At 52.7% G+C, this 12,994-nt stretch carries 11 protein-coding genes; 6 read left to right on the top strand and 5 right to left on the bottom strand.

Annotated elements, in window-relative coordinates; translation table 11 throughout:
• Nucleotides 1–25 precede the first annotated feature (25 nt).
• Genes mutL through IOQ59_RS15545 form a run of 4 tightly spaced genes read right to left on the bottom strand, consistent with a single transcriptional unit; the run spans nucleotide 26 to nucleotide 5,311 of the window.
• Nucleotides 26–1,939 (bottom strand): DNA mismatch repair endonuclease MutL, encoded by a 1,914-nt coding sequence (gene mutL, locus IOQ59_RS15530; RefSeq protein WP_193954366.1) that lies wholly within the window; start codon nucleotides 1,937–1,939, stop codon nucleotides 26–28.
• Between the two features lie 14 nt (nucleotides 1,940–1,953).
• A complete protein-coding gene (locus IOQ59_RS15535) occupies nucleotides 1,954–3,297 on the bottom strand; it encodes an N-acetylmuramoyl-L-alanine amidase (protein ID WP_193954367.1) in 1,344 nt (447 codons plus the stop codon).
• Between the two features lie 12 nt (nucleotides 3,298–3,309).
• Nucleotides 3,310–3,774, bottom strand: a complete 465-nt coding sequence (gene tsaE / locus IOQ59_RS15540) for a tRNA (adenosine(37)-N6)-threonylcarbamoyltransferase complex ATPase subunit type 1 TsaE (protein ID WP_193954368.1) — start codon at nucleotides 3,772–3,774, stop codon at nucleotides 3,310–3,312.
• 7 nt (nucleotides 3,775–3,781) lie between these two features.
• The gene (locus IOQ59_RS15545; protein ID WP_193954369.1) at nucleotides 3,782–5,311 is read right to left on the bottom strand and encodes an NAD(P)H-hydrate dehydratase; all 1,530 of its coding nucleotides are present in this window, start codon (nucleotides 5,309–5,311) and stop codon (nucleotides 3,782–3,784) included.
• 74 nt (nucleotides 5,312–5,385) lie between these two features.
• Here IOQ59_RS15545 and queG point away from each other — a divergent pair, with 74 nt between their 5' ends.
• On the top strand, nucleotides 5,386–6,510 hold the full coding sequence (gene queG, locus IOQ59_RS15550; RefSeq protein WP_193954370.1) for a tRNA epoxyqueuosine(34) reductase QueG: 1,125 nt from the start codon (nucleotides 5,386–5,388) through the stop codon (nucleotides 6,508–6,510).
• Here the strand turns inward: queG and orn are convergent.
• Entirely contained in the window at nucleotides 6,507–7,052 is a 546-nt protein-coding gene (gene orn / locus IOQ59_RS15555) for an oligoribonuclease (RefSeq protein WP_371871882.1), read from the bottom strand. The genes queG and orn overlap by 4 nt on opposite strands.
• Nucleotides 7,053–7,267: 215 nt before the next feature.
• Here orn and rsgA point away from each other — a divergent pair, with 215 nt between their 5' ends.
• The 5 genes from rsgA (at nucleotide 7,268) to ygfZ (ending at nucleotide 12,929) form a co-directional block, all read left to right on the top strand.
• The gene (gene rsgA, locus IOQ59_RS15560; protein WP_193954371.1) at nucleotides 7,268–8,299 is read left to right on the top strand and encodes a small ribosomal subunit biogenesis GTPase RsgA; all 1,032 of its coding nucleotides are present in this window, start codon (nucleotides 7,268–7,270) and stop codon (nucleotides 8,297–8,299) included.
• A 34-nt stretch (nucleotides 8,300–8,333) separates the two neighbouring features.
• Nucleotides 8,334–9,968, top strand: coding sequence for an HDOD domain-containing protein (locus tag IOQ59_RS15565; RefSeq protein WP_193954372.1), 1,635 nt, complete (start codon nucleotides 8,334–8,336; stop codon nucleotides 9,966–9,968).
• A gap of 66 nt (nucleotides 9,969–10,034) precedes the next feature.
• Nucleotides 10,035–10,847: a sulfurtransferase gene (locus tag IOQ59_RS15570; protein ID WP_193954373.1), complete on the top strand. Its 813-nt coding sequence runs from the start codon at nucleotides 10,035–10,037 to the stop codon at nucleotides 10,845–10,847.
• 50 nt (nucleotides 10,848–10,897) lie between these two features.
• Nucleotides 10,898–11,794, top strand: coding sequence for an archaetidylserine decarboxylase (gene asd / locus IOQ59_RS15575; RefSeq protein WP_193954374.1), 897 nt, complete (start codon nucleotides 10,898–10,900; stop codon nucleotides 11,792–11,794).
• A gap of 106 nt (nucleotides 11,795–11,900) precedes the next feature.
• Complete coding sequence (gene ygfZ / locus IOQ59_RS15580) at nucleotides 11,901–12,929, top strand: CAF17-like 4Fe-4S cluster assembly/insertion protein YgfZ (protein WP_193954375.1); 1,029 nt, start codon at nucleotides 11,901–11,903, stop codon at nucleotides 12,927–12,929.
• Nucleotides 12,930–12,994: the final 65 nt, after the last annotated feature.

Raw genomic sequence — 12,994 nt, forward strand, 5'->3', positions numbered from 1 at the left:
CAATCGGGAGTTGCGTACTGCTCACTTACTGACCTCTCATAAAGAGCTTATCCAGATCAGCCATACTGAGCTGAGTCCAGGTGGGACGACCATGGTTACACTGACCACTACGCTCTGTCATCTCCATGTCACGTAGCAAGGCATTCATTTCCGTTACCGTAAGCTGCCGGTTAGCACGCACCGCACCGTGACATGCCATAGTCGCCAATAGTTCGTTGATATGATTCTCGATACGCTGACTGATGCCATGGACCAACATGTCAGACAATACGTCACGCACCAGCTGCTCAACATTGCCTTTCGCCAGCGCAACCGGCACCTGTCGGATGACCAGCGTTTCCTGTCCCATCCGCGCCAGTTCGAATCCGAGTCGCTTGAATGTTTCCTGCTGTTCGTCTGCACAATCTGCTTCCCTCTCACTTACCGCCATACTCAACGGCACGAGCAGAGGCTGACTGCGCACGACCTCAGTTTCGTATGATTTTTTCATCCGCTCATAAACGATACGCTCATGGGCCGCATGCATATCAACCACAACCATACCCTGCGCGTTTTGCGCCAGGATATAGACACCATGTAGTTGCGCCACGGCATACCCGAGTGGAGGACAGTGTTCAGCGCTCTCTGCCGGCATTTCAGCAGAATTGATCGGCATATTTTGAGACACAGGATCATTTAACGACTCGCCGAACGCTGCTAACCCATTTCCGACAACCGGACTGCTTTCAGCCATAACAACATCCGGATGCAATGCCGCATACTGGCCAATTTGCTCATTCACACCCCGCGCTGAAGGGCGCGGAGCTGACGACAAAGACATTCGCCCTTGCTCGAAATTGATCGGGGAAACACCACCTTGCTCTGGCACCAGACCGGCCGGACTGTTCAATGTACCTGCAGGCGTGGTCTGCGCCGTCACCTGTTCATCGGGCCGCGCATCCGCGATCACCCGATGAATCGTCCGAAACAGAAAGTCATGCACCAAGCGGCTTTCTCGAAAACGAACCTCATGCTTGGTAGGGTGCACGTTGACATCCACCAGCGCCGGATCCAACTCCAGATACAGTACATACGCCGGGTGTCGCCCGTGATAGAGCACATCCTGATACGCTTGCCGCACCGCATGAGATACCACTTTATCGCGAATAATTCGGCCATTCACAAAGAAGTACTGCAGGTCAGCCTGACTGCGTGAGAACGTTGGCATACCGATCCAACCCCACAACCGCAATCCGGACGCCGAGGCTTCCATATCAACCTTCATGGCATTATCAACGAATGCAGAACCACACACGGACGCAATACGCCGCTCGCGTTCGATTTCACTGTCTGCCTGGCGCAACTGATGAATAACTTTACCGTTGTGGCGCAACTGGAAGGCCACATCAAAACGCCCCAACGCCTGACGTTTCACCACCTCATCCAGATGCTTAAATTCGGTCTTTTCAGTCTTCAGGAACTTACGCCGCGCGGGGGTATTAAAAAACAAGTCCCGAACTTCTACCGACGTACCTTCAGGATGCGCCGCAGGGGCGATCACGGCATCCATCTCTCGCCCTTCAGTTTGCACCTGCCACGCTGACTCATTGCCCGGCTGACGTGATGTCAGGGTCAATCGCGAGACGGAACTGATACTCGCCAACGCTTCACCACGAAATCCCAGCGTTGCAACGGCTTCCAGATCTTCCAGCTCAATGATCTTTGACGTAGCGTGCCGGCTCAGCGCCAAGGGCAGGTCTTCTTTAGTAATGCCGCCACCATTATCACGAATGCGGATCAACTTTACGCCACCCTGATCGATCTCCAGATCCACCTTATTGGCACCAGAGTCAATGCTGTTTTCCAGCAACTCTTTCACCACAGAAGCAGGACGCTCGACGACCTCACCCGCCGCGATCTGGTTAGCCAGGCGCGGCGAGAGCAGATTGATTCGTTTCATGTATGGAACCCGGTTTAACTAGAAGGAATATTCAGAACCTGACCGATACGGATGCGGTCATTCTTCAGCTTATTAGCAGCGCGCAACTTCTTAAGAGGAACCCCATTGCGGGACGCAATGACTGACAGCGTATCGCCTCGCACTACCTTATAAACGCGGGCGGCGTCAGATTTCTTTGATTTCTGAGCTTCAGCGACATAAGTCATCATCGGCGGTTTACGAGCAAAGTGTGACGTAATGCCTCGGTGTATCGCCTGGGCCATCTTGCGCTGATACTGACGTGTCTTTAGTTTTCTGGCTTCACCCGGGTTGGAGATAAACCCGGTTTCGACCAACAGAGAAGGAATATCCGGGGATTTCAGTACCACAAACCCGGCCTGCTCAACCGATGGTTTGTGCATCCGGGCAAACTTGGAGATATTTTTATGGATATTACCAGCGACCTGACGACTGTCCGCCCGGCTTGCCGTCATGGACATATCCAGCAATACACCGGCCAGAACGTCATCTTTATCTTCCAGACTCACGCTGCCTACACCACCGATCAGATCGGCACTGTTCTCTTTGCGTGCCAGCCAGCGGCCCACTTCACCCGACGCACCCCGTGGCGATAATACCCAGACAGATGCACCTTTTGCCCGCGAGTCTTTAAATGCATCCGCGTGGATCGATACAAACAGATCAGCGTTTTGTTGACGCGCCTTCTTAGTACGACCACGTAAACTGATGTAATAGTCGCTTTTACGGGTCAGTACCGCCTTGTAACCTGACGTAGCGTCGAACAGCTTTTTCAAATCTTTGGCAATGGCCAGAACAACGTCTTTCTCTCGCACACGCCCAGCGCCAATCGCACCTGGATCGTCGCCTCCGTGGCCAGCATCGATGGAAACGATAATATCGCGCACTTTACCAGTCGATTTGGGACGATAAACGGCCTTTTTAACCACCTTAGGCTTTGCCGTTTCGTCATACAGATCCACCACCAGACGGTGGCCGTATTTCTGATTTGGTTTTAATACAAAACTTTTCGGTCGCACCGAACGTTTCATATCCAATACAACACGCAGCTGTTTGCCGTTTTTACCCTTTCGGATCTGTGTAATGGGGCTTTTAGCCAATGACAATTTGGAGAGATTTGCACTCATGCTGGACGAAGCGACATCCAACACAATGCGATCGGGCTTCTTCAATGTAAAGATTTTGTGCTCCACAGGCCCGCTCAGGTCAAACACCAGACGCGCATGATCCGGTGCCAACCAGATACGCACATTCTTAACATCTGCCGCCTGCACCACTGATGCGCACACACTCAGCATCAGCAACACAACTGTTCTCAAAACCGTCTGCAATCCCGTCATCCTGATCTAAATCTATCTCTTCTCCAGAAGTTTATCGGCCAACTGCTGACCAAACTGAGTGCCCGGCTGCCATTGAATTCTCCGTCCACGCCCTTCAACGGTGATCGACAGAGTCAAATCCGGCTGCGGCAAAATCCCAGCGCCTTTATCAGGCCACTCAATCAAACATAACGCCTGATTGTCAAAATAATCACGAATGCCCAGATACTCAAGTTCTTCCGGGTCAGATAAGCGATAAAGATCAAAGTGATAGATGTGCTTATCCTTCAATTCATAGGGCTCTACCAGCGTATAGGTTGGACTCTTAACTGCACCTGTATGGCCAAATCCCTGCAACACACCACGACACAGTGTTGTTTTCCCCATGCCCAGATCACCTTCAAGAAAGATCACCCCTTGCCCGTCACTGACCTGCGCCAACTCCGCGCCAAACGCTACCATTGCGGCCTCGTCGGCCAATACTCGCTGATACTGCATCTGCTTTCTAGTTTCCGTTAATACACTGTTGTCCGTTAATCACCTGAGGCAGGCAACCGATCAGGTCCGTGGCCATCATGCCACGCTCACCCTGTCGCCCCGCAACCCGGTCAGCGGCGACTGCATGCAGATAAACCCCCATACGCGCTGCATCCACCGATTGGAGCCCCTGAGCCCACAAAGCGCCAATGATACCTGAAAGTACATCTCCCATCCCACCGGCAGCCATTCCAGGATTACCTTTATCGCACAGATACAAGGCATCACCATCGGTGACCAGGGTTCCTGCACCTTTTAAAATCACACTACCACCGCACGCATCCTGCAATTGAGTTACCGCCTGAAAGCGGTTTTGCTGCAATTGCGCGACTGAACGCTCCAACAGACGTCCAGCCTCACCCGGATGAGGGGTGAGTATCCAGTTATCCCGGCGGTAGCGCTCAATGCCCCACTGGCAGATCAGGTTCAGCGCATCAGCATCCATGACCAAAGGTGTCTTAGTCGCCAGAATCCGTTGTAGCATTTGCTGCCCCCAGGCACCGCGCCCTAATCCCGGCCCCACCACAATAACATCAGCCACATCCAATAACGGTTCAAGTTGCCCTGCGCTGCTGATACCGTGAGTCATCACTTCAGGTACGCGCACCAGCGCCGCCGCCACATGCTCAGGACGGGTAGCCAACGTAATAAGTCCTGCACCTGTTCGCGCGGCTGACTCCGCTGCCATGAGAGCCGCGCCGCCCATTCCGAGATCGCCACCCACAATCAAAATACGTCCATTTGTACCTTTATGGGCCGAACGCGCCCGCGCCGGAAGCAATTCTTCCCGATCGATATCGGCGGTACGAAAGGCGCTAACTGGCACCAGTTCATACACATCTTCCGGCAGTTTTAAGCTATCAAAGTACAACTGCCCGACGTGATCTACCGCTTCATGCGTCAGCAACCCCTGTTTAACACCAATAAACGTGATCGTGCACTCGGCACACACGGCACTGCCCAGTGCCGCACCGGTATCACTGCATAAACCTGAAGGGATATCGACCGCTAAGACAGGCTTCCCACTGCGATTCAACTGATCGATAGCCTGTCGCGCCTGACCACGCACTTCACCTCCCAGCCCGGTCCCTAACATTGCATCCACCACCACATCACCGGTAAAAGACATGCCGGGACGAAAATGCTCAACCTCAATGCCTTGGGCTCTCATCCATTGCCATGCTTCCAGCGCCTCACCACGTAAACGATCGGCGAATCCTTCATCTCCCAGACAGATCACCTGCACGGCAATGCCTTTGGCCTGCGCCAGCACCGCCATCACAAACCCATCACCACCATTATTGCCACCACCGCAGAGCACCGTGAGCTGACGCATATCAGACCAGCGCTCATGCAGCACAACAAAGGCCGCATGCCCTGCACGTTGCATCAGTTTAAAACCGGGAATGGCAAATTGCTCAATCGCTGTGCGGTCAAGGGCGCGGCACTGATCAGCCGTGTATAATGTGGCCGGCAGTTTGGTTCGGTCGAGTGACATGCTTCAGACTCCAGTAAAGATTGCGTACAGATGCCATATTTCCATCTCATTATAGAGTAATGACAGCCCCGATTATGCCTACACCCACCCCCAACACAATGGATCAGCTTGCGCTGGATATTAAGACCTGGGCACACGAACTCGGGTTTCAGCAATGTGGTATTACGCTTCCTGACCTGAGCGATCAAAAAGACAAACTGCAAGCGTGGCTGGATGCGGGTTATCAGGGTGAAATGGATTATCTCAACAATCACTTTGAGAAACGTCTCGATCCAACGCTTCTGGTCCCCGGCACACAGCGCATCATCTGCGTACGTATGGATTACATGCCGGAAAACACCGAAAAACTGAAAACACTCAGCAATCCGGAAAAAGGCTACGTGGCCCGCTACACTCTGGGGCGTGACTACCACAAACTGATGCGTAAACGCCTGACTCAACTGGGCAAGAAAATTGCCGAGCAGGTGGATGACCTCGGTTATCGGGCGTTTGTTGATAGCGCACCTGTCATGGAGCGTGCACTAGCCCAAAAAGCCGGAATCGGTTGGGTCGGCAAGCACGGCTTAATCCTCAACAAAGAGGCGGGATCATGGTTTCTATTGGGTGAGTTATTTATCGATCTGCCACTGCCGGTCGATCCACCCGAAACAGAAAATCACTGTGGGCGATGCACGGCTTGCATTGATGTGTGTCCCACCGAGGCCTTTCCACAACCCGGTGTATTGGACGGCAAGCGTTGCATCTCTTATCTGACCATTGAACTCAAGGGCAGCATCCCCGAAGAGCTGCGTTCGAAAATCGGCAACCGGATTTTTGGTTGTGATGACTGCCAGATGATCTGCCCGTGGAACCGCTTCTCGCACTTTACCGAAGAAGCCGACTTTTACCCCCGCAACAACCTCAACGATGCCGAACTTCTAAACCTGTTCAGCTGGGACGAAGCGACGTTTCTGAAAAAAACTGAAGGTTCAGCCATTCGCCGCACCGGGCATGAAGGCTGGCTGCGCAATATTGCAGTGGCACTGGGCAATGGCAATGGAGGGCAACAGGTCATCACCGCACTGAATGACCGGTTAGACCACCCATCAGAGGTGGTAAAGGAGCATATTCGATGGGCACTGAATCAGCTGCAACTGAACGCTCAAGCCCAGCCGCTGCCGATTCTGTCTCACCCGGGAGCGAAACGCATCAAGGATTAATCTTCGAACTTAAAAAATACTTCGCGGTAGTGGCGCAACTCTTCAATGGAATCGTAGATATCATCCAGTGCCAGATGCGTGCCTTTTTTCTTCACACCCTCTAGTACCTCTGGACGCCAGCGGCGCGCCAGTTCTTTAATCGTGCTCACATCCAAATTACGATAGTGGAAGAACTCTTCCAGCTCAGGCATGTGGCGATAGAGGAAACGGCGGTCCTGACCAATACTGTTGCCACAGATAGGCGAAGCCCCCTTATCCACGTGTTCCAGCAGAAATTCGATCGTGCGCTGTTCCGCTTCACGCTCACTGATTTCGCTGTCTTTCACCCGCTGGGTCAAACCAGACTTGCCGTGCTGATTAGTGCACCACTCGTCCATCGCATCCAGTGCCGAGTCTGGCTGATGGATCGCCATCGTAGGCCCTTCCGCCACGATATTCAGATTGGCATCGGTGACGATGGTTGCAATCTCGATGATGTAATCGCTATCCGGGTCCAGGCCCGTCATCTCCAGATCTATCCAAACCAGATTACTTGTACGCACGCTGGTAAAACCTCCACATCCGATAAATGCCTTATTGCCGGAGACAACAGAGTGATCCGTTATGCATCCCGCTATCCCAAAAGGCTCGTTAATATTTTTCTATAGGTTAGAATACCTTAGCTTAGTGCTTTAGCCACCCCCAACAATAGATCAAATAACGGATCTGGGCGGAATGGCAAACTGAATCTGACACACAGGTGGTCCACTCTTCTTTCATGGCAAAACGTAAACTGACCCGTCGCCAGGCTTGGCGTATACAGAAAATTCAGGACGAGCGCACCGCCCGCGCCGCCAAGAAAGACGCATCCATTGATGATCAATTGGATGGCGGTGATCTGGGCCCGGAACAACACGGCCTGATCATCTCCCATTTTGGCCGTCAGGTTGACGTAGAAGCCTCTGAAGGCGAGCGGCAAGGCGAAATCATTCGCTGCCATATGCGCACGAATCTGGGACAGCTGGTTACCGGCGACAAAGTTATCTGGCGCGCCAACCCTGATGGTGGTGTTGTAGTTGCCAAGCTGGAGCGTAAAGCCGAGCTGGTACGCCCCAACCCCTATGGCGAAATGAAACCGGTGGCGGCCAACATCGATTACATTGTCGTGACCGTCGCGGTTGAACCACTGGCACACGCTAACCTGATCGACCGTTATCTGGTCGCAGCCGAGCTCAGCGGCATCGAGCCTGTTATCCTGTTGAATAAAACCGATCTGCTTAACGACGATAACCGTGAGCGTATCGAAACAATGCTGACACGCTATCAAAGCATTGGTTATCAGGTACTCCACGCCTCATCGTCCACACAGAACGGACTGGTAGAACTTAAAGATCACTTGAAAGATCGTATCAGCGTTTTTGTTGGTCAATCCGGGGTCGGAAAGTCATCTTTAATTAATGTTTTGCTGCCAGGTGTCGATCTAAAGGTAGGTGAGCTGTCAGTACAGACCCGTAAGGGACGCCATACGACCACAACAGCACGACTTTTTCATTTCCCCGATGGTGGTGACCTGATAGATTCACCAGGGATACGTGAATTTGGACTCTGGCACATCGATCCGGAAGATCTGATCGATGGCTTCAGGGAGCTGAGGGAACACACCGGACATTGCCGGTTCCGCGATTGCAAGCACGAGCAGGAACCGGGGTGTGCGCTAAAAGATGCCATCGCAGACGGCAAGATCAGTGAAGCCCGCTGGCAAAGCTTCAAACACATCCTCGCATCACTGGATGAACAAGACAGCTGGTAGTCACCGAGGACAGTTGAGCAACGGACACAGGCCAATGAGTTTGCAGGAATCGCCACAGGATCTGGATAGCTGGATCACCTATCTGAAAGAGAAACCTTTGCCGGTACGCAGTAGCGTCCAGCAGCGGTTATCTCGTGCCGTTCAGAGTGACGCGACGACCCTGCAATCTCTCTGCAACCAGATCAAATCCGACCCGACCGTCTGCATCTACCTCGTCCGTCTTGCCAACAAACTGCATAGCGAAAAAGGCTCCGCCGTGACCAGCATCGAGCATGCCGTTCACTCGCTGGGATTTGATCGGATAGAGCAATGCATCCAAGAACTTGAGCTGATCCGCCTAAACGCCGGTTCAGTCTCACACAAACTCTATTTCCGCTCCATCGCCAACAGCCACCATGCCTCAATTCAGGTCCGCGAATGGCTCAAAGGACGCGGTAATGTGTTTGCCGATGAGCTGCAACTCGCCTCCCTGTTTTATGGCATTGGGCACTGGATGATGTGGTTGCATGCCCCTCTGCACATGAGTCTGATCCATCAAAAGATTCGCGAGAAAGAGATCGATGTTGTCCTCGCTGAAACTGATGTTTTGGGCTGCACCATTCAAGAAATTTCTCACGATCTGGCGATGGAATGGGGACTACCAGAGCTGACCATTGAAAGCCTGGATCATGACACCTCGCCAGGGCGAGACATCATTGACGTCATGCATCGCCATGCACTGCGCGATCCGACGATTGATGACGATGAACGCCGCGAGCTGAATCACCTGATGCAGCAAAAGTTTTTTCCCGTCAAACTGTCTAACTGGCTGGCAATTACCGCATCTTTTGGCTGGCAACAGAAAAAAGCCAAACAGCTGTGCATGATCATCAGTGACTATCTGGGTGAAAATACCGCCGATGTTGTGGGGAAACTTCACCAGAACTGCGCGATCGCCTCACGTGTTTTTAATGTTCCCGGTACGCTAGCGCCTGCAACCGAATTACTGATGCTGGAATCGGATTTAGTCCCTAGCTACAAGATCTCAGTAAAAGAGCTCGAAACCGTCGTAGTCGATTGCCCAAGACCGGCAGTCCGCCGTAAACCCTTACGCAGCAAAGCCCCCGTACAAGAGACCATCCGCACAGCATATGCCCCCGTTGATGCGAGCTGCAAAAATGAAGAGCTGTTTAAGAAACTGGCAGCCGCTTTTGTTAAAGGGTCACCACAAATCAAGACGCCCGGGCATGTTATGCAGTGCACAGTCAAAGCCCTGCACGACGGCTTGGGTATGCACCACACCACCCTATTCCGGGTCCACAACAAAAAGATGATCGCCACACTGTCGTCCGGCATTGCCAAAGACGATCCATTGGCCAGCTACCAGTTTGATCTGGAAATTCCCTCACTCTTTAAGCGTCTGTGTGATAAACCGGGGTATATCTGGATCACCCCACAAACCCGAGAGAAAATGCTGCAATCGGTGCCAGAGAACTATCATCCGTATATCCCGGAAAGCGGCGCTATTCTGATGTCCGTATTCTCGGGCAATAAAGCGGTAGCAATCGTGCATACGGACAATCGCGATCACGCCATTGATGACTTCCACAATAAACGTGCTCGCTATATCTGCACCGCTGCCGGACAAGCATTCAAGAATCTGCTCGCCGCCCGATCTGAGACAAACTGAGACGGCTGAGTTTCCCGCCGCTTTGCTATATGATTCATCCCATAGCGTAATATACGGAGCCATCATATGAGTTTGCCCTTGGTCATCGAAGCTGCAGATCTCGCCCAACAGCTAAACAATCCAAATCTGCTGATCATCGATCTGTCCGACGAAGAGACCTACAACAGCGGCCATATTCCCGGTGCGGTCCGGGTCGATACATCACGTCTGATGCTAGGTTCAGGCCCGGTACCCAACAAACTTCCAACTGCGGCTCAACTCAGCGACCTGTTTTCTGAATTGGGCCTGACCGAAGAAACACATGTGGTTACTTACGACAATCAGATGGGTCCTTGGGCGGGTCGTATGATCTGGACCCTCAATCTGCTGGGGCATGAGCGTTGCTCATTTCTGAACGGACAGCTCAAAGCCTGGACCAACGCTGGCTTAACACTGGAAACAACAGCGAATATCCCCACAGAAGTTCCATTTCGCGCAACCATTAACACGGACTATCTGGCAGATATCGCGTTTATCAAGCAACACCTGCGCGATAGTCACAATGTGATCTGGGACGCACGTTCCGGTGATGAATACCGTGGCGCAAAGATCGTCAACGCCCAAAAAGGCGGTCATATTCCAGGCGCACGTCTATACGAATGGACGCAGGTTATGATCTCCACCGATGACACCCGACTTCGCCCAGCGAACGAAATTCAGGCGGAACTCGATAGAATGGGTATCAGCACGGATAAGGAAGTGATCACCCATTGCCAGACTCACCGGCGCTCCGGACTCACCTATCTGGTGGCAAAACACTTGGGCTTTAAAAAAGTCCGCTGTTACGACGGTTCCTGGTTCGAATGGGGCAACCAGCCTGATACGCCGGTCGAACAGTAAACCTAACACTCACACGATTTACGTATTACCTGAAGAAACGGACATTAACCTTGAAAGACAAAATTTTTATTCTGCTGCAGCACCTGCTACCTCAGCATCTGATCTCCCGTTTTGTGGGCCGTATCGCCGAATGCACAAACCCGATGGTAAAAAACACCTTTATCAAATGGTTCGCCAAGCGTTACAACATCAACATGTCAGAAGCGTTGATTGAAGAACCCACCGCCTTCAAAAACTTCAATGCCTTCTTCACCCGCGAACTCAAGCCGGGTGTGCGTACAATTGATGATGCGGCAGATGCGATTGTCAGCCCGGCAGACGGCGCTATCAGCCAGCTGGGCGATATCGAACATGGTCGTATCTTTCAAGCTAAAGGCCGTGGTTACGGGCTCACCACATTGCTGGGTGGCAACGCCAAACTGGCCGAACAATTTATAAACGGTTCTTTTGCCACTATTTACCTGTCTCCACGGGATTACCACCGCGTCCATATGCCGGTGACCGGCACCTTGCGTGAGACGATCTTCGTCCCTGGAGACCTCTATTCCGTTAACCAGACCACTGCCGAGAATGTTGATCAACTGTTTGCGCGTAATGAACGTCTGGTCGCAATTTTCGATACCGAACAAGGGCCGATGGCCATGGTATTAGTCGGCGCAATGATTGTTGCTGGCATAGAAACCGTATGGTCCGGACATGAAGCCCCTGTCCACCGCAAAGCGATTCGTACCGCCTATCAGCCAGAAAAACGGGAACCGATCACGTTGCAAAAAGGCGAAGAGATGGGCCGCTTTAAACTGGGTTCTACCGTCGTGCTGCTGTTTGGTGAAGACGCCGTCAACTGGCAGGAAACCCTGCGTGCAGAAAGCCCAGTGCAACTGGGCGAGCGCATCGCAACCGACAAGGCAGCGAGCAACAGCGAAGCTCAAGACAACAACGCGGCTTAAACCCGTACAGTTTGTCGGCTGTAGCCCATGGAAAAATGACCTAGAATTCTGGCATTGGAGCAATTGCTCTACCCCGAATTCATAGACGGAAACGTACAGAGACCTTATGAGCAACTGGATAGATAGCCTGCAAACACAAGGCGCCGTGGTCAACACGGATAACACAGTCAGCCTGACCTCTGATCGCAGCGGTAGCGTTATCCCGCTGCTGCATCAACGCGTGCTGACCGTCACCGGCCCTGACAGCGAGAAATTCCTGCAGGGACAGCTGAGCTGCGATCTGGCAGTCACACGCCAGCAAGGCAGTACGATGGCCTCTCACTGCAACATCAAGGGCCACATGATCAGCTTGTTTCGCCTGATCACAATTGCCGACGGCTTTATGCTGCGTTTGCATACTGATCTGCACGATCAAGCCGCGCAAACACTGGGAAAATACATCATTTTCTCCAAAGCGGAGATCGGCAAGCCCGGTGATGGCATCGTGGGGATTGGCCTGCAAGGCGATCAAGCCGCTGAACTGGCGCAACTGGCCGTCGATAGTTTGCCGGAATCCGTCAATGGCGTGGTCCAGCAGGGAGATCGTACGCTGATCTCTGTACCAGGCAATCGTTACGAACTCTGGTTACCAGAAGCGGAGGCGGTTGCGCTGCTGCCTGAGCTACTGAACACCGGCACCTTAGGTTCCAGCAATGACTGGATACTGAACGAAGTGAGAGCGGCGATTCCAGATCTGCGCACAGCCACGGTCGAAGCCTTTATCCCACAGATGACTAACCTGCAGGCACTCGAAGGGGTGAGCTTTACCAAGGGCTGTTACACCGGTCAGGAGATCGTGACACGCCTGCAACACCGCGGACAGTTGAAGCGCCCGATGTACCGCCTGACAGTTCGCTGCGAAGCATTGCCACAAGCTGGTGACCCGATCCACAGCGATAACAAAGAGAAGGTCGGGCAAGTAGTACTTGCCGCACGTAACGAAGCGGACGAGTGTGAGCTGCTGGCGGTCGTCATCAAAGATCAAGCCGACAACAGCACTCTGCATCTGGAAACACAGGAAGGTCCAACGGCAAGCATTGAACCCTTGCCATACGAACTGGATCCAAAGATGTTTGAAGCTAAAAACCGCCTCTGAGTTATCAATCTTTGCAGTATAAAAAACGCCCTGACCGGCTACGGTTCAGGGCGTTTTTTTAGGGA

This window comes from Pontibacterium sinense (assembly GCF_015209595.1).
GTDB classification, from domain to species: Bacteria; Pseudomonadota; Gammaproteobacteria; order Pseudomonadales; family Balneatricaceae; genus Pontibacterium; species Pontibacterium sinense.

Excerpts from the sequence above, each read along its gene's own strand:
- IOQ59_RS15570 (WP_193954373.1), top strand. The coding sequence starts at position 10,035 with ATGAGTTTGCCCTTGGTCATCGAAGCTGCAGATCTCGCCCAACAGCTA.
- ygfZ (WP_193954375.1), top strand. The coding sequence starts at position 11,901 with ATGAGCAACTGGATAGATAGCCTGCAAACACAAGGCGCCGTGGTCAAC.
- mutL (WP_193954366.1), bottom strand. The coding sequence starts at position 1,939 with ATGAAACGAATCAATCTGCTCTCGCCGCGCCTGGCTAACCAGATCGCG.
- tsaE (WP_193954368.1), bottom strand. The coding sequence starts at position 3,774 with ATGCAGTATCAGCGAGTATTGGCCGACGAGGCCGCAATGGTAGCGTTT.
- rsgA (WP_193954371.1), top strand. The coding sequence starts at position 7,268 with ATGGCAAAACGTAAACTGACCCGTCGCCAGGCTTGGCGTATACAGAAA.
- queG (WP_193954370.1), top strand. The coding sequence starts at position 5,386 with ATGCCTACACCCACCCCCAACACAATGGATCAGCTTGCGCTGGATATT.
- IOQ59_RS15565 (WP_193954372.1), top strand. The coding sequence starts at position 8,334 with ATGAGTTTGCAGGAATCGCCACAGGATCTGGATAGCTGGATCACCTAT.
- IOQ59_RS15545 (WP_193954369.1), bottom strand. The coding sequence starts at position 5,311 with ATGTCACTCGACCGAACCAAACTGCCGGCCACATTATACACGGCTGAT.
- IOQ59_RS15535 (WP_193954367.1), bottom strand. The coding sequence starts at position 3,297 with ATGACGGGATTGCAGACGGTTTTGAGAACAGTTGTGTTGCTGATGCTG.